This is a genomic window from Saccharophagus sp. K07 (genome assembly GCF_014336955.1).
In the GTDB taxonomy this organism is placed as follows: Bacteria; Pseudomonadota; Gammaproteobacteria; order Pseudomonadales; family Cellvibrionaceae; genus UBA5868.
In genome coordinates, this window is sequence record NZ_QRAI01000002.1 from 479820 (window position 1) to 495458 (window position 15639).

The 15639-nt window shown below is 52.0% G+C and carries 18 protein-coding genes; 11 read left to right on the forward strand and 7 right to left on the reverse strand.

Features of this window, described 5'->3' with window-relative positions; genetic code table 11:
• Positions 1 to 69 precede the first annotated feature (69 nt).
• The 7 genes from DWB84_RS08590 to DWB84_RS08620 all read right to left on the reverse strand — a co-directional run bounded on the left by DWB84_RS08590 (position 70) and on the right by DWB84_RS08620 (position 4180).
• On the reverse strand, positions 70 to 357 hold the full coding sequence (locus DWB84_RS08590; protein ID WP_255428902.1) for a hypothetical protein: 288 nt from the start codon (positions 355 to 357) through the stop codon (positions 70 to 72).
• On the reverse strand, positions 354 to 800 hold the full coding sequence (gene moaE, locus DWB84_RS08595) for a molybdopterin synthase catalytic subunit MoaE (RefSeq protein ID WP_187409350.1): 447 nt from the start codon (positions 798 to 800) through the stop codon (positions 354 to 356). Before moaE ends, DWB84_RS08590 begins: the two co-directional genes overlap by 4 nt.
• A 3-nt stretch (positions 801 to 803) precedes the next feature.
• Positions 804 to 1061 carry a molybdopterin converting factor subunit 1 gene (gene moaD / locus DWB84_RS08600; RefSeq protein ID WP_187409351.1) on the reverse strand — a complete coding sequence of 86 codons (258 nt, stop codon included), beginning with the start codon at positions 1059 to 1061 and terminating at the stop codon, positions 804 to 806.
• Entirely contained in the window at positions 1058 to 1585 is a 528-nt protein-coding gene (gene moaC, locus DWB84_RS08605; RefSeq protein WP_187409352.1) for a cyclic pyranopterin monophosphate synthase MoaC, read from the reverse strand. Before moaC ends, moaD begins: the two co-directional genes overlap by 4 nt.
• Positions 1582 to 2721 (reverse strand): succinyl-diaminopimelate desuccinylase, encoded by a 1140-nt coding sequence (gene dapE / locus DWB84_RS08610; RefSeq protein WP_187409353.1) that lies wholly within the window; start codon positions 2719 to 2721, stop codon positions 1582 to 1584. The genes moaC and dapE overlap by 4 nt, the downstream gene beginning before the upstream one ends.
• Positions 2721 to 3740, reverse strand: coding sequence for a 2,3,4,5-tetrahydropyridine-2,6-dicarboxylate N-succinyltransferase (dapD, locus tag DWB84_RS08615; RefSeq protein ID WP_187409354.1), 1020 nt, complete (start codon positions 3738 to 3740; stop codon positions 2721 to 2723). The genes dapE and dapD overlap by 1 nt, the downstream gene beginning before the upstream one ends.
• Positions 3741 to 3829: 89 nt before the next feature.
• Positions 3830 to 4180: an ArsC family reductase gene (locus tag DWB84_RS08620; protein WP_187409355.1), complete on the reverse strand. Its 351-nt coding sequence runs from the start codon at positions 4178 to 4180 to the stop codon at positions 3830 to 3832.
• 282 nt (positions 4181 to 4462) lie between these two features.
• Between DWB84_RS08620 and DWB84_RS08625 the strand changes: the two genes are divergently transcribed.
• From DWB84_RS08625 to DWB84_RS08675, 11 genes are all read left to right on the forward strand, one after another.
• On the forward strand, positions 4463 to 4969 hold the full coding sequence (locus tag DWB84_RS08625) for a CBS domain-containing protein (RefSeq protein ID WP_187409356.1): 507 nt from the start codon (positions 4463 to 4465) through the stop codon (positions 4967 to 4969).
• Positions 4970 to 5077: 108 nt separating this feature from the next.
• On the forward strand, positions 5078 to 6673 hold the full coding sequence (gene murJ / locus DWB84_RS08630) for a murein biosynthesis integral membrane protein MurJ (protein ID WP_255428903.1): 1596 nt from the start codon (positions 5078 to 5080) through the stop codon (positions 6671 to 6673).
• 116 nt (positions 6674 to 6789) lie between these two features.
• Positions 6790 to 7776, forward strand: coding sequence for a bifunctional riboflavin kinase/FAD synthetase (ribF, locus tag DWB84_RS08635; RefSeq protein ID WP_187409357.1), 987 nt, complete (start codon positions 6790 to 6792; stop codon positions 7774 to 7776).
• A 43-nt stretch (positions 7777 to 7819) separates the two neighbouring features.
• Positions 7820 to 10618, forward strand: a complete 2799-nt coding sequence (gene ileS, locus DWB84_RS08640) for an isoleucine--tRNA ligase (RefSeq protein WP_187409358.1) — start codon at positions 7820 to 7822, stop codon at positions 10616 to 10618.
• Positions 10611 to 11129, forward strand: coding sequence for a signal peptidase II (lspA, locus tag DWB84_RS08645; RefSeq protein WP_187409359.1), 519 nt, complete (start codon positions 10611 to 10613; stop codon positions 11127 to 11129). Before ileS ends, lspA begins: the two co-directional genes overlap by 8 nt.
• The gene (locus tag DWB84_RS08650) at positions 11122 to 11571 is read left to right on the forward strand and encodes a peptidylprolyl isomerase (RefSeq protein WP_187409360.1); all 450 of its coding nucleotides are present in this window, start codon (positions 11122 to 11124) and stop codon (positions 11569 to 11571) included. The genes lspA and DWB84_RS08650 overlap by 8 nt, the downstream gene beginning before the upstream one ends.
• Positions 11572 to 11589: 18 nt before the next feature.
• A complete protein-coding gene (ispH, locus tag DWB84_RS08655; RefSeq protein WP_187409361.1) occupies positions 11590 to 12528 on the forward strand; it encodes a 4-hydroxy-3-methylbut-2-enyl diphosphate reductase in 939 nt (312 codons plus the stop codon).
• A 269-nt stretch (positions 12529 to 12797) separates the two neighbouring features.
• Positions 12798 to 13394 (forward strand): GspH/FimT family pseudopilin, encoded by a 597-nt coding sequence (locus DWB84_RS08660; RefSeq protein WP_187409362.1) that lies wholly within the window; start codon positions 12798 to 12800, stop codon positions 13392 to 13394.
• A 42-nt stretch (positions 13395 to 13436) separates the two neighbouring features.
• A complete protein-coding gene (gene pilV / locus DWB84_RS08665; RefSeq protein WP_187409363.1) occupies positions 13437 to 13910 on the forward strand; it encodes a type IV pilus modification protein PilV in 474 nt (157 codons plus the stop codon).
• A 1-nt stretch (position 13911) separates the two neighbouring features.
• Positions 13912 to 14982, forward strand: a complete 1071-nt coding sequence (locus DWB84_RS08670; RefSeq protein WP_187409364.1) for a PilW family protein — start codon at positions 13912 to 13914, stop codon at positions 14980 to 14982.
• A gap of 3 nt (positions 14983 to 14985) precedes the next feature.
• Positions 14986 to 15624, forward strand: a complete 639-nt coding sequence (locus DWB84_RS08675) for a PilX N-terminal domain-containing pilus assembly protein (protein WP_187409365.1) — start codon at positions 14986 to 14988, stop codon at positions 15622 to 15624.
• The last annotated feature ends 15 nt before the right edge of the window (positions 15625 to 15639 follow it).

Here is a 15639-nt window from a genome sequence, read left to right on the forward strand (position 1 = left end):
TGGTATCCAATGATTTGAAGGTATTAAGTGTAGGACTATCGCCCGAGTATAAAGGTGCGCAAGAGGAAATTATCGATCCTTCAGCCAAAACCTCAGCAGTCGACTGACCAGCAGGCGGCTCTGGCCGAGCAAAGCCACAATAAACCCTATGCCACCCAGCACTAAGCCGCCCAGCACCACCAGCTCCTGCGTCACCGATGGCTCCATATAGTTGTTGGCCATCAAGACGGTGCCGAGGCCGACGGCGAAATAGATCAGGCCTGCGCGAAATTGGCGGAAGGATACTTCCATAGGCACCTGATAATAGGCGCGCACGGATTTTTTGAGGGATTTCAGAGCGGCTTTGACGCGCGTCATTTCGCCCGTTCTCTCCATGCGTCGGCAGCAGCTTGGTCGCTGTCTTTGGCTTCCACCCAGCGATCGCCTTCGCGTTTCCAGAAGGGCGCCTGGGTTTTAAGGAAATCCATCAGGAATTCGCTGGCAGCGAAGGCGGCTTTGCGGTGGGCAGAGCTGACGCCGACAAAGACGATCTGGTCGCCCGGTGCCAAATGGCCGATACGATGAATAATGGTGACCCGAATCAGCGGCCAGTTATGGCGCGCGCGCTCCACCAACTCGGCCAACACTTTTTCCGTCATACCTGGGTAATGTTCCAGCCACATGGATTGATCGCTGCCTGCAAAATCCCGGACCCGACCGACAAACGTCACTACTGCGCCTGCATCGCTTCCCTGGGCCAGCTCGTGGTATTCGGCGCCCTGATCAAAATCGTCAGTCTGTACCTGGATCTTGTCGCCCATGTTTCAGCCGCCAGTGACGGGAGGGAAAAACGCCACTTCATCGCCGGATTGCAGTACATGATCCAGCTTGACGATTTGCTGGTTGACTGCGCAGCGCAGGCGTTCGCTGTTTAACGCCGCCCAGGCTGCGCCTTTTTCTTGAATCAGCTGATCACGCAGTTGTTGGACGGTGAGCCGAGATGTGATGGGGAGTGAAAGGGAACGGCATTGCAGCTGATCGGCCAGGGAGGCGAAGAACAAAACGGTGATTGCGCCGCTCATGGCGCTTCTCCTTCGGTGGGAAACTGCCAGTCGCCGGACCTGCCACCGCTTTTGCTAAGCAGGCGGGTCGGGCCTATGGTCATGCCCTTATCGACGGCTTTGCACATGTCGTACAACGTCAAAGCCGCTACGGATACGGCGGTTAGGGCTTCCATTTCCACACCGGTCTGTCCGGCCAAGCCGCAGGTAGCTTCGATGCGCACCCGCTGGTGTTCCGGCTGGGCTTCCAGGTCGACAGCAATTTTGCTGAGCATCAACGGATGGCAAAGGGGGATCAGGTCGCTGCATTTTTTCGCCGCCTGAATTCCAGCGATTCGCGCTACCGCAAATACATCGCCTTTTTTGTGACCGCCGGATTGGATCAACTGCAGCGTCTCCGCCGCCATGGTGACGTAGGTTTCCGCGCTGGCTGTGCGCTGGGTAATCGCCTTGCCGCCCACGTCCACCATATGGGCTTCGCCCTTGGCATTTAGATGGCTTAATTGATCCGGCAAATGATTCAATTGATCCGGTTGGTCGCTCATGGCGTCAGCAGTTCACGCATTATGTGCTCGTACATGGAACTGAGCAGATCCAGGTCTTCCGCCTTCACACATTCGTCTACTTGGTGAATGGTGGCGTTGACCGGGCCGAGTTCCACCACTTGGGCACCGGTTAGCGCGATAAAGCGACCGTCCGATGTACCGCCGGAGGTGGACAGTTCAGTTTCTCTACCTGTGACGGCGCGAATGGCTTTTTGTGCCGCGGCCACCAGGGCGCCGCTGGAGGTAAGAAACGGATGACCGGACAGTTTCCAGGTCAACTCATACTCCAGTCCGTGCTTGTCCAAGATGGCTTCAGTGCGGCGGCGCAGGTCTTCTTCGGTCAGTTCGGTGGAAAAACGGAAGTTAAAGACGATATGCGCTTCCCCAGGAATCACATTGGTCGCGCCAGTGCCGCTGTTGAAGTTGGAGATTTGAAAGCTGGTCGCCGGGAAAAAGGCATTGCCGCGATCCCATTCTTCCGCTGCCAGTTCCGCCAGTGCGGGTGCGACCAAGTGAATCGGGTTGCGCGCCAGATGAGGGTAGGCCACGTGCCCTTGTTTGCCCTTGACCACCAGCTCGCCACCGAGCGATCCGCGCCGGCCGTTTTTGATCACGTCGCCTACGACGTTAGTACTGGAGGGTTCGCCGACGATGCACCAGGTGATCTTCTCGTTGCGGCTTTCCAGCCACTCAACCACTTTGACAGTGCCGTTGATGGCTATGCCTTCTTCGTCACTGGTAATCAAAAAGGCAATACGGCCCGAGTGGTTGGGATATTCGGCGACAAAGCGCTCGCAGGCTGTGACCATGGCGGCGAGGCTGCCTTTCATGTCCGCCGCGCCGCGCCCGTAGAGCATGCCGTCGCGTAAGATAGGTTCAAACGGCGGAGTATTCCAACGCTGTTCCGGCCCGCTGGGCACTACATCGGTGTGGCCGGCAAACGCCAGAATAGGCCCTTTTTGGCCGCGCACCGCCCAAAAGTTATCCACATCGCCAAAGCGCAGATGCTCCACCTGAAAACCTATGGCTTGCAGGCGCTGGATCATAATGTTCTGGCAATCCGCGTCCTCCGGGGTGACGGAGCGACGGCGAATCAAATCCATGGTGAGTTGTAGAGTCGGCGAGAGAGCAGTCATCAGTTGTTCGCGTGCAGTTCGTTATTGAGAGCGACGGCACTGCGGTTGGTTTTGCACTCCACCGCGCCGGTGACGGAATTGCGGCGGAACAGCAGGTCGCTTTTGCCAGCGAGATCGCGCGCTTTGACGTGTTTGACCAGTTGATTTTGATCGTCGAGCAGCGCCACTTTGGTTCCGGCGGTCACATACAGGCCGGACTCCACGGTGCAGCGGTCGCCCAGTGGAATGCCGATACCGGCGTTGGCGCCGATCAGACATTTTTCGCCGACGCTGATGACGATATTGCCGCCGCCAGACAATGTGCCCATGGTGGAGCAGCCGCCGCCCAGGTCGGAACCTTCACCGATCACCACGCCAGCGGAAATACGTCCTTCCACCATGCTGGTGCCCAGTGTGCCCGCGTTAAAGTTGACGAAGCCCTCGTGCATGATGGTGGTGCCTTCGCCGATATAGGCCCCGAGGCGCACGCGCGCCGTGTCGGCGATACGCACGCCTTTGGGCACTACGTAATCGGTCATCTTGGGGAATTTGTCGATGCTGTCTACGGACAGCAATTCGCCTTTCAGACGCGCAGCAAACTGGGCCTTGGGCAGTTCATTGATATCGATCGCGCCTTTATTGGTCCAGGCGACATTCGGCAGCACACCAAAAATGCCATCCAATTTAGTGCCGTGGGGTTTGACCAGGCGATGGCTGAGCAAATGGAGCTTGAGATAGGCTTCCGGAACGCTTTTGGGACCTTCATTGGTTGCCAAAAGGACGGCGACTAAAGGTTTACGGCTTTCCTGGAAGGGGGGGATGAGATCGCTGAGTTCGGAAGAGGAAGTGCTTAAGGCTTGTAAATGGTCCGGGGTTAGAGCGATGGAGACATTGCCTTGTTGATAACCCACTGCTTGCGCGACGGCAGCGGCGGTTTCGGCGCTGGGATTTAACAGAGGTCGGGGAAAAAACACTTCCAGCCATTCGCCTTTTTCATTTTGCGTGCCCACGCCAAGGCCGAGCGCATAAAGAGTGGTCATAAACTTACCTTTTGGATCTGTTTTTTAAGAATGGAAAATCAGCGCCAAGGATCAGAATGATCGGCGCGGGAGAGGGGATAGGCGCCGTATCAGAGCAGCTTTTCGTAGTCCTCGGGTTTGTATCCGATGATCAGCTCACCTTTCATTTCCACCACTGGGCGCTTGATCAGCGTCGGATTTGCCAAGACAACCGCGGCGGCGATCTTGCCCATGGCAAGCTTTTGGTCCTTTTCTGAAAGCTGTTTCCAGGTGGTGCTGCGATTATTGATCAGTGCTTCCGCGCCTACGCGGTCGAGCCAGCTTTGCAGCAAATCTTTGCTGAGCCCATCCACGCGGAAATCGTGAAAGTGGTAGTCGATTCCGCGTGCTTCAAACCAATCGCGGGCTTTTTTGACACTGTCGCAATTCTTGATGCCGAATAATGTTGTCTTATCTGACATACTCGCTCCTATCAACAGGTGATGCAGGATAGCACAGGGCAATGAGTCGAATAAAACCCCATAGTCACTTTAACCATTGTAGTGAAACGAAAAACTATCGTAGTGAAACGAAAAACTGCTGAAGTGGAAATCCACTGTAGCGGACCGAAGGTGATCGCGATAGCAAGCGAAACGCATGGAGGCACCTCTATTGTTGTTATGAAACTCTAGACCAAGCGTGAGCGTCGATCACTGTATAGAGGCGAATCAAAATCGCGCGGCCTTAAATCTGTGGAGAATTCTATGAGCCTGCCTGACGACCGGTTGAGCGATATCAGCGCTCTGCATGTGACGGATCTTATGTCCACCGGTGTGTTGACCGCATATGAAGGATGGTCCATTAAACGCCTGGCTGCATTTTTTGTCCGGCACCAAATTTCCGGTGCGCCGGTGGTGGCCTCTGACGATTCTCTCGTGGGCGTGGTTACCAAGGCGGATATCATCCAATTCGAGACGAAAACTCCGTCGGATACGGAAGTGCGCAAGATGGTGCAGTTTTATTACGGTCCGAACGTTCAAGGTTTTAACTCTGCGGATATTCGACGGTTGAAGGAAAAGGCCATAGAAACCTGTACGGTCAATTCCATCATGACGCCACACATACACTCCTGTGACATCAATACCAGCGCCGCATCAGCTTGCCATCTGATGGTAAAAGAAGATGTTCACCGGCTTTTCGTCACGGACAACGGCCGTGTGGTGGGAGTGGTTACGGCGATGGATTTTTTGCGGCGCATGGTGGCGACATAAGGTGTGAAAACTTTGGCGGTTTAATCTCATCGTCAAATATGCGCGCTTGCGCCTCCTACTATTTTTTGGCTCAATGCGCCGCTGCCTTCGATTGTCGAGAGTCACCCCTTGTCTGCTCCATCGAATCCCCCTGTAAAAAAATCTGGCTTGCTGCGCTCCAGCGCCCTGGTCGGCATAGCGACTATGCTGTCACGCGTGCTCGGTTTGGTGCGCGATGTGGTGTTCGCCTGGTTTATAGGCGCAAGCGGCGGGGCGGATGCCTTTTTTGTCGCTTTCAAGGTTCCCAATTTCCTGCGCAGACTGTTTTCCGAAGGCGCGTTTGCCCAGGCGTTTGTGCCGGTGCTGTCGGAGTATCGGCAGAAGGGCAGCATAGAAGCGGTGCGCCATTTGATCGATCGCATTGCCGGCTGTTTGGGTATGGCGGTGATCAGTGTCTCCGCGCTAGCCGTGCTCGGCGCACCGCTGCTCACTTTTGTATTTGCGCCCGGCTTTTATATGAATGCGCCGGAAAAATTTGCCCTGACCGCGGATATGGTCCGCATTACGTTTCCTTATTTAGCACTGATTTCTCTCGCCGGTTTTGCCGGTTCCATTCTCAACAGTTACGACCGTTTTGCGGTGCCGGCACTGACACCTGTGACTCTCAATATTGTGCTGATCACAGCAGCGGTGTGGATTTCACCCATGCTGGAAACGCCAGTGATGGCGTTGGCATGGGGTGTGTTGGTGGCAGGTGTGTGCCAGTTGGTTATCCAGTTGCCGTTTCTCGCGCGCCTGCATTTATTGCCCAGACCTAAAGTTGCCTGGAGCGATCCCGCTGTTAAAAAAGTGCTGACCTTGATGGCGCCGGCTATGTTTGGCGTGTCCGTATCGCAAATCAATTTATTGCTGGATACGGTATTGGCGTCACTGATCTCCGACGGCAGTGTGTCCTGGTTGTATTACTCTGACCGGCTGATCGAGTTGCCCTTGGGCGTATTCGGCATTGCCATTGCCACCGTGATATTGCCCGCACTGTCCCGGCAATACAGTGCAGCCTGCGAACACTACAGCCACACCCTCGATTGGGCGTTGCGCACCGTTTTATTGATCGGTTTTCCCGCGACCGTCGCACTAGTCGTGATGGCGGAGCCCATCATCATTACCCTGTTCCAGCACGGCGAACGTTTCTCCGCGTTTGACGCGCGTATGTCCTCCTACAGCTTGATGGCCTATGCGGTGGGGTTGAGCGCGTTTATGCTCATCAAGGTTCTCGCCACTGGCTATTTTTCTCGTCAGGACACCAAAACACCGGTAAAAATCGGCATCAAGGCGATGGTGGCCAATATGGTGTTCAATATGATTCTGGTGATGCCTTTCCACTTTTTAGTGGAGGCGGGGCACGTAGGCTTGGCACTGGCCACATCCGGTTCTGCGTTTTTAAATGCCGGTTGGCTCTATACCGGCTTGCGACGCAGTGGAGCATTTGCACCGCGAGATGGCTGGGTGCGTTTTCTCACCTTGCTTGCGGTAGCCAGCGGCTCCATGGGTGCATTCCTCGCCGCCGCTATTTACGTTCTGCCGGACTTCGTCAGCCTGGAATGGTGGCTGCGTTTGATTCATATCGGCTGGCTGTGTGTAGGCGGAATGCTGATTTATGGCGCGGTGTTGTTTATGGGTGGATGGCGGTTGAAGCATCTGCGCCCGGATTTTGTGGTTAACTAGAGTCGATCGTTCTTTATTGGTTGTTGTTTGTTCTAAGCGATCTCTGAGCATCCTTCATACCCACTTCCCCCTGGGTTATACTCGCGCCCTCGCGTTTTCAGCAGGTTGAGCTTGGTTTGAACGACTTTCCACAAGAATTCATCGCCGGTCTGACGGGACTCAAGCCGCATCATCAAGGTTGTGTGGCGACCATCGGCTCCTTCGACGGCGTCCATCTCGGCCATCAAGCGATTTTGCAGCGGCTGCGTGAAGTGGCTAAACAACTGCGCTTGCCGACTCTGGTGATGGTGTTCGAGCCCCAGCCACCTGAATATTTTTCCCGCGAGCAGGCGCCAGCGCGTTTGATGCGCTTGCGTGAAAAAGTCGATGCTTTGTTCCGTTGTGGCATCGACCGGGTGTTGTGTCTGCGCTTTAACGAGCATCTGCGCACCCTGTCCGCTGAAGCCTTTATCCGCGACATTTTGGTGGATCGCCTGGATGTCAAACATCTGGAAATCGGCGATGACTTTCGTTTCGGTTGCGGCAGAACCGGCGATTTTGCCCTCTTGCAGCAAGCCGGAGCGCACTACGGCTTTGAAGTGCGGGATACCCAAACCTACGTGTTACAGGGTGAGCGGGTGAGCAGCACTCGAGTCCGCCGCCTGCTGGAGGCGGGTGAATTCCACGAAGCCGCAGCTCTGCTCGGACGACCGTTTTCCCTGACCGGGCGAGTGGTACACGGAAAACGCCTGGGACGCACGCTGAACGTGCCGACGGCCAATATCAACCTTGGCCGTTATAGATCGCCGGTCAATGGTGTCTATACCGTGAAGGCGTCTATTCCAGCGGGCAAAAACAGCACGCAACAGTGGGACGGTGACAGCCCAAAGCAGTGGAACGGCGTGGCCAATGTAGGTGTGCGGCCTACCGTCAATGGCACGGTAAAACCTGTATTGGAAGTGCATCTGCTGGATTTTTCCGGCGATTTGTATGGCCAATGGTTGCGCGTGGAGTTCTGCCACAAACTGCGCGACGAACAGAAATTTCCTTCATTGGAAGAGTTGAAGCGGCAAATTGACCAAGACGTACTCGCCGCGCGTCAGTATTTTTCTAACCCGATTTGAGCGATCTTCACGATCGTTAAACCTGAAACAGAAGCGAACGCTCATGACCGACTACAAAGGCACCTTGAATTTACCGGCGACGGAATTTGCCATGAAAGCCAACCTTGCTCAGCGCGAGCCTCAGACTTTGGCGCGTTGGCAAAAGGAAAACGTGTATAGCGCAATTCGCGCAGCGCGCGCTGGTCGTCCCCAATTCATCCTGCACGATGGCCCTCCTTACGCCAATGGCGATATTCACATCGGTCATGCGGTCAACAAAATTCTCAAAGACGTTATCGTTAAAGCCAAAACCTTGAGCGGCTTTGATGCGCCCTATGTGCCCGGTTGGGATTGTCACGGTCTGCCGATCGAACACAACGTGGAAAAGAAAATCGGCAAGGCGGGTGTAAAAGTCGATTATGCAACTTTTCGCCAAAAATGCCGCGAATACGCCACTCAGCAAGTAGCTGGACAAAAACAGGATTTTATTCGTTTGGGGGTGTTGGGTGAGTGGGATAACCCCTACCTCACCATGAATTTCGTCACCGAAGCGAATATTGTTCGCGCCCTCGGCAAAATTGCGCAAAACGGTCATTTGCAGCGCGGTTTTAAACCGGTTTATTGGAGCGTGGTGGGCGGCTCCGCGCTGGCGGAAACGGAAGTCGAATATCACGAAAAAACCTCCTTCTCCATCGATGTCAGTTTTCCTGTCGCCAATGAAGAGGATCTGGTTGCGCGCATTGGTGCCGTGTCTGGATCGGGTCCTATTTCCGTCATTATCTGGACCACCACGCCTTGGACTCTGCCTGCCAACCAGGCGGTGAGTTTGAATCCGGAACTGGATTATGTGGTGGTGCAAACCGGCGATCAGCGTTTGATTTTGGCGGAAGCTCTGCTGGAATCCGTCAGCAAACGCGCGCAATTAACTTCACCGCAAATTCTGACGCGCTTCAAAGGCAAGCAGTTGGAACATTTGCTTCTGAACCATCCATTTTATGCTCGCCAAGTGCCCGTTATTCTCGGCGATCACGTTACAACGGATGCCGGTACCGGCTGCGTGCATACAGCGCCTGACCACGGTATGGAAGACTTTTTGGTCGCGCAGAAATATCAGATAGGCACTTTGAATTACATCGACGACAACGGCAATTTCCGCGATTTTGTCGAAATATTCGCGGGCGACCATGTGTATAAAGTCGATGACAAAGTGGTTGCGCTGCTGCAGGAAAAAGGTCACTTGCTGCACCAAGGCAAAATCACCCACAGCTATCCGCACTGCTGGCGCACCAAAACCCCATTGATTTATCGCGCGACGCCCCAGTGGTTTGTCAGCATGACCAAAAATGGTTTGTTGGACAGCGCCAAAGCAGCGGTTGATCAAGTTCGCTGGGTTCCGGATTGGGGTAAAGCGCGTATACAAGCCATGCTGGATGCGAGCCCCGACTGGTGTATTTCCCGACAGCGCACCTGGGGCGTGCCGATTACGCTGTTCGTGCATAAAGAAACCCAAGAATTGCATCCGCGCACACCGGAATTGGTGGAGCAGGTCGCCAAAAAAATCGAAGAAAAAGGTATCGACGCCTGGTTTGATTTGGACCCGCGCGAACTGCTGGGCGATGAAGCTGACCAATATCAAAAAGTCACTGATACGTTGGACGTGTGGTTCGACTCCGGTGTTACCCATTTTGCGGTTTTGCAACAGCGCGATTATTTGCGTTTCCCCGCCGATCTTTATTTAGAAGGCTCGGACCAACACCGTGGTTGGTTCCAATCGTCATTAAAAACCTCGCTGGCCATTCACGGTCAGCCGCCTTACAAACAGGTTTTAACGCACGGATTTACCGTGGACGCAGAGGGACGCAAAATGTCCAAATCCCTCGGCAACGTTATTCCACCGCAAAAAGTCGTTAATGACCTCGGGGCGGACGTATTGCGTTTGTGGGTTGCCGCAACGGATTTCAGCGGTGATATGAGCGTGTCCGACGAAATTCTGAAACGCACCGCCGATTCCTATCGCCGTATCCGCAATACCATTCGTTATTTGCTGTCGAATCTGCCGGATTTCCAACCGGAATTTGCCGTGCATATCGACGAAATGGTGGCGCTGGATCGCTGGGCGGTTGAGCGTACGGCGCAACTGCAGAAAGAAATTATTGCCTGCTACGACAATTATCAGTTCCACCTGATTTATCAGAAATTACACAATTTCTGTGTTGTCGATCTGGGTGCGTTTTATCTCGATATCACCAAAGACCGCGTTTACACCACCAAAGCAGATAGTGCTGCCCGCCGTTCTGCACAAACTGCGCAATACCATATCGCGGAAGCTCTGGTGCGTTGGATTGCGCCGATCCTGTCATTTACAGCGGATGAAATCTGGCAGACTCTGCCAGGAGATCGCAGCTCATCCATTTTTGCGCAGGAATGGTATCAATTGCCTGAAGCGTCCAACGTCGGTGCGATGGATTTTGCGTTTTGGCAATTTGTTTCCGACGTTAAAGCAGCGGTCAATAAAGAGCTGGAGGCCAAACGTAATCAAGGTCTCGTTGGTAAAAGCCTTGAGGCTGAAGTGACTTTGTTGTGCAGCAGCGAAAATCTGCAAAAACTCTCTCTGCTGGGAGAGGAATTGCGATTTGTCTTGATGACTTCCAAAGCGCATATCCAATTGGATGATGGCGCATTGGATGTTAACAAAAGTGATGTTCCCGGAATTCGCGTTGTCATTGAACCGACCAGTGCGCCCAAATGTGTGCGCTGTTGGCATCACAGTAAAGACGTAGGCACCCACTCCGCTCATCCGGAATTGTGCGGTCGCTGCGTGGAAAATGTCGACGGAACCGGGGAGTCGCGTTTGTATGCCTAACGCAAATTCTGCGCGCAGCCAATTGCCGTGGTTGTTATGGGGCGTTTCTGTATTGGTGATCGCCCTTGATCTGATCACCAAATATCTGGCGCTCGCCAAACTGGAATATTTGGAAGTTGCACCCGTCACGCCGTTTTTTTATCTCACCTTGAGATTTAACGAAGGCGCTGCGTTCAGTTTTCTTGCCGGCGCAGGCGGATGGCAGCGCTGGCTGTTTTCCGGTTTGGCTATTGCCGTTGGCGTCGTATTGATTGCCTGGATTATGCGCATCTATCGCCAAAAGGGTAATACCTTGGAAGCCTTTGCCTTGGCGTTGATTCTGGGCGGTGCCATTGGAAATTTATACGACCGAATCGTGCACGGCCATGTAGTGGACTTTATTGTTCTGCATTACGGCGCAAAGGAGTGGCCGGCATTTAATATTGCGGATTCGGGAATTTGCATAGGCGCTGCACTTTTGATTTTGGATATGTTCAAGGGGCATAAAAAGGCTACTGCAACGCATGAATGATTTAACAATTGGTCCGGGAACTCAGGTCACCCTGCATTTTTCTCTGAGTTTGGAGGATGGCTCTGTCGTTGACTCCAATTTCGATGCCGCGCCCGTAACCTTTGCTATTGGCGATGGGAATTTGTTGGCCGGTTTTGAAGAAGTTTTATTTGGTCTGCAAGCGGGCGATGAAAGAGAATTTATTATTCCGCCGGAAAAAGCCTTTGGTCCCTACAATCCACAAAACATCCAGGAGTTTCCCCGCAAGCAATTTCCGGCGGATGTCGAGTTGACCGAAGGCCTGGTTTTGTCCTTCGCCGACGCGCAACACAATGAACTGCCTGGTGTGGTTCAGGAATTTGACGAAACAACTGTGACGGTTGATTTTAATCATCCGCTGGCTGGCCGCGATATCGAATTTAAGGTTCGCATTATCGATGTCAATCCGGCCGTAACCCACTGATAGAGTTTAAACAGCGTTATGGAAATTAAACTGGCGAATCCACGCGGCTTTTGTGCCGGCGTTGATCGCGCGATCGACATAGTCAACCGCGCATTGGACGTCTTTGGTGCTCCGATTTATGTGCGACACGAAGTCGTTCACAACAAATTTGTGGTTGAGCAATTGCGCAACCGCGGCGCTATTTTTGTCGACGAACTCGATGCTGTACCGGACGATGTGATCGTGATTTTCAGCGCTCACGGCGTATCGCAAATGGTGCGCAAAAATGCCGCTGATCGTGGTTTAAAGGTATTTGATGCAACCTGTCCGCTGGTAACGAAAGTCCATATGGAAGTTGTCAAATACAGCAATGAAGGCTGGGAATGCATCCTGATCGGCCACGAGGGCCACCCGGAAGTGGAAGGCACCATGGGGCAGTACGACACCAGCTACGGCGGCGCCATCTATCTCGTAGAAGATGAAAACGATGTTGCCGAACTTCAAGTCCGCAACCCCAATAAATTGGCATATGTGACTCAAACGACGCTCTCGGTCGACGACACCGCGAAAGTAATCGACAGCTTGCGGGCGAAATTCCCGGCCATTCAAGGTCCGCGCAAAGACGACATCTGCTACGCAACCCAAAACCGCCAGGACGCAGTCAAACAACTCGCCCTGGAATGTGAAGTGGTTCTGGTTGTCGGCTCACCTAATAGCTCCAACTCCAACCGTTTGCGCGAACTCGCCGAGCGCTGTGGTGCCAAGGCTTACCTTATCGACGGCCCTGCTGACCTGCAGGCGGACTGGTTCAAAGACTGTCGCGTCGTCGGCATTACCGCTGGTGCCTCCGCCCCGGAAGTCCTGGTGCGCGATGTGATAGACGGTTTGAAAAAGATGGGTGCATCTGAACCGGTGGAACTGGACGGCCGGCAGGAAAATGTAAGCTTCTCCTTACCTAAAGAGCTGCGCGTTTCATAGCATCCTGTAACCAAATCTAGGGATAGTGTTAATTATTTCCCCTGATGGCATACTGGCGCGGGAAGGCGCACCAAACCGCAAATCGTTAACTTATAAAAAATAAAACGTGATGCGGTTCTCGCCAGCACAAGCTGGCAAATATTTCAATGCCGCTCGTCGTCAACGTTAGTCCTTTTGTCCGCGCCTCAATGACAAGCCCACAAGCCTGTTTTACTGTGCTTTTAAATAAAGCAGGCTCTTTTATACGTTAACAAGAAGAGAGACGCACTGTGATAGGCCAAAGCAAAAACCGAGGTTTTACCCTGATCGAACTGATGGTAGTCATCATCATTGCTGCCATCCTGCTCACCATCGCCGTTCCTTCCTTCAGCAGCCTCATAAAACGCAACAACGTCGACAGTCTGCAATCCAAACTCTCCAGTGCCCTGGCTACAGCCAGGACGGAGGCAGCGTCGAGGAATAAGGTTGTAAGAATTTGTCACAGTAATGATGAGGCCACTTGCAGCGGCACTTGGTCTACCGGTTGGATCGTGTTCGAAGATAACGATCGCGACAAAAAATATTCTGACGGAGATGTATTCATTTCCGTTTATCGCAATCAAGGCGGTTATAAAGTCACCTCTGATCCCAGTGACCGAACTGGCATTTCATTTAATTCCCAAGGATTTGTAATGGATGGCGAAACCCTGCAATTAACGATCTGTGAGCCGGATGGAGAGCAGATATATGCAAGAGGTTTATTTGTAAATAAAAGTGGTTTAGTGATGAAAACCAAGGACACCGATGGAGACGGCAAACATAATAATCCCAATCCCGACGCCGATTCGTCTGCAGTAGATAGCGATGGAAACCTGGTTTGCCCATAAGCGGTAGATCATTAGAAAGAATAATGAAACAGGAGAAATAATATGAGGACGGCAAAACAAACTGGTGCCTCACTTGTAGAAGTCATGGTCGCACTTTTTGTACTAGCCATTGGCTTGCTCGGCATATTGGCTATGCAATCCAAGTCGATGCAGTTCAACCAGTCTGCGCATATTTATTCTCAGGCGATTTATTTGGCGAATGATATGGCGGAGAGGATTCGAAGCAATATTGATGCGGATGCAAGAAAAAACTATGCGATGGCACAAATGCCAGCTGCTGCCTCTGAAAATTGTCAAACTAGTGCTTGTTCTGGAGATCAATTGGTTGATTGGGATAAATATACTTGGAGTGAAAATGTAAAACGTTTGCTGCCAGCGGGGGAGGCGGAAATAAAGGCAGAGGACGACTATTACACAATAATAGTGAGATTTGATGATAGTCGTGTGGACGGCAAAGTGAATGGCGTGGGTGGTTATAACGGAACGAAAGAATATGCATTGGTGGTGGAGTTCTGACATGAGACTTAAGCAGCTACGCCATAAAAGAAAGGATGAAGGTTTTTCCATCGTCGAGCTGATGGTGGCAATTCTAATTGGTTTGATTATTTTGGCGGGTGTTATTCAAGTTGTTGTTACGAGCAAAACGACGTTTCTTGGGCAAGAGGAAATGTCATTTATTCAGGAAAACGCCCGCTATGCGATGGATGTTCTCGGCAAAGATATACAAGGGGCGGGATATAAAGGATGCGCTGGACAAGATGCTCGCATAGCGTTAGTGGCAGGTGCTGCTAATACCAACTCGGCAGCTTTTGTGGGAGTAGAAAGCATCTTGGGTTATGCAGGAGAGTTGGGTGCTCCCGCCGCATACGTTAATAAACTGGGCTCCGTTGGAAATGGCAGTGGCAAATCAGAGTCGATTTTAATTCGTTCCTTTGTTGGACCGGAATCCATCATTCAATCGCATTCCTCGTCAACACTGACTTTTGCGGGTACTAATCCACATGGCTTTTCGGCTGGGGATTATCTAGGAATTGTTGCTGAGGATTGTCAGAGGATTGGTGTGATTCGGATAAGTGCTAGAACTAACAATTCTGTGAGCTACACGGCAGCAGACAATAATGGTATGCCTACCATAAAACCCAGCCTGGAAACCAATATCATTTGTCCTGGCTCAAATTGCTCGACTTCCTTTGTCCAAAACTATAACCCTGGAGCTGTCGCAATGAATTATGTTGCGCAGGCTTATTATGTCGGTGATTCTTCAGCGTTATCCGGAGTGCCAGCGCTTAAACGAGCTGTATTGAGGCGTACAGGCGAAGTGATAGAAGAAGAAATTGCGCTAGGAGTTGAAGATATACATTTCCGCTACGGTATTAGAAATGGCAGCAACCTAACTTATGTTCAGGCAAACCACGTGACTGACTGGAATCAAGTGATTTCGGTGGAGGTGAGCGTGATGATGCGGTCCCAAACCGCCAGCTTGCCGGCGGCAGAAAGTAAAATATTTGGTGCTAGTGGGCGTACATATAATGATAAGTATATGAGACAGGTAGTCACAACCACTTTCAGAATTAGAAACCGGATATGATTTATGGATAAGAAAAATTATAAAAAGCTTACATGTCAGAAAGGTGCGACCTTAATTGTGAGTTTGGTTATTTTGGCCGTGGTCACCCTTTTGGGGGTTGCCAGTATGCGCAGCTCAAATTTGGAGTTGCGGATGGCGGCTAGTGCGCGTGATCGCGCTGTGGCGTTCCAGAGAGCAGAAGCTGCTTTGTTGATGGTAGAGCGGCAGCTGATTGATAGTCCTTATCCTATAAGAAGTTTTGATTCAAATTGCAATGATGGGAATTGTTTCAATTCCGATTGTAATGGAGGTTTATGTTTTTTTGGGGAATTCGATAGTTTAGGTAGTCGAAAACAATGTCGATTAGCGCCTATTGGTGGAGCCGAAGAACCTGATTGGATGAATGACGTTTTTTGGAAACAATCTTCTAAATATCTTGAGGTAACGTTGCCCGGAGTCGGGAATGAGCAACATTCAGTGAAATATGTTATTGAATTTTTGTGTTTTGCACCAAGTGGCGGACGCTCATTATATGGTGGCGCTGGTGGTGTAGTAACAGAAGGGGATAGTGACGTGCCATTGTATCGAATTACAGCCAGAGCGTCGGGAGATGCCGGTCGCTCATCTGTAATGTTGCAATCAATTTTTCGCTCAGCTCGCTAAGCGTGAGGAATTTAA

Coding starts and splice junctions, on each gene's coding strand:
- ispH (WP_187409361.1), top strand. CDS start 11,590: ATGGAAATTAAACTGGCGAATCCACGCGGCTTTTGTGCCGGCGTTGAT.
- DWB84_RS08670 (WP_187409364.1), top strand. CDS start 13,912: ATGAGACTTAAGCAGCTACGCCATAAAAGAAAGGATGAAGGTTTTTCC.
- pilV (WP_187409363.1), top strand. CDS start 13,437: ATGAGGACGGCAAAACAAACTGGTGCCTCACTTGTAGAAGTCATGGTC.
- DWB84_RS08675 (WP_187409365.1), top strand. CDS start 14,986: ATGGATAAGAAAAATTATAAAAAGCTTACATGTCAGAAAGGTGCGACC.
- lspA (WP_187409359.1), top strand. CDS start 10,611: ATGCCTAACGCAAATTCTGCGCGCAGCCAATTGCCGTGGTTGTTATGG.
- moaD (WP_187409351.1), bottom strand. CDS start 1,061: ATGAGCGGCGCAATCACCGTTTTGTTCTTCGCCTCCCTGGCCGATCAG.
- DWB84_RS08620 (WP_187409355.1), bottom strand. CDS start 4,180: ATGTCAGATAAGACAACATTATTCGGCATCAAGAATTGCGACAGTGTC.
- DWB84_RS08625 (WP_187409356.1), top strand. CDS start 4,463: ATGAGCCTGCCTGACGACCGGTTGAGCGATATCAGCGCTCTGCATGTG.
- moaC (WP_187409352.1), bottom strand. CDS start 1,585: ATGAGCGACCAACCGGATCAATTGAATCATTTGCCGGATCAATTAAGC.
- DWB84_RS08650 (WP_187409360.1), top strand. CDS start 11,122: ATGAATGATTTAACAATTGGTCCGGGAACTCAGGTCACCCTGCATTTT.
- ileS (WP_187409358.1), top strand. CDS start 7,820: ATGACCGACTACAAAGGCACCTTGAATTTACCGGCGACGGAATTTGCC.
- dapD (WP_187409354.1), bottom strand. CDS start 3,740: ATGACCACTCTTTATGCGCTCGGCCTTGGCGTGGGCACGCAAAATGAA.
- DWB84_RS08590 (WP_255428902.1), bottom strand. CDS start 357: ATGACGCGCGTCAAAGCCGCTCTGAAATCCCTCAAAAAATCCGTGCGC.
- dapE (WP_187409353.1), bottom strand. CDS start 2,721: ATGACTGCTCTCTCGCCGACTCTACAACTCACCATGGATTTGATTCGC.
- moaE (WP_187409350.1), bottom strand. CDS start 800: ATGGGCGACAAGATCCAGGTACAGACTGACGATTTTGATCAGGGCGCC.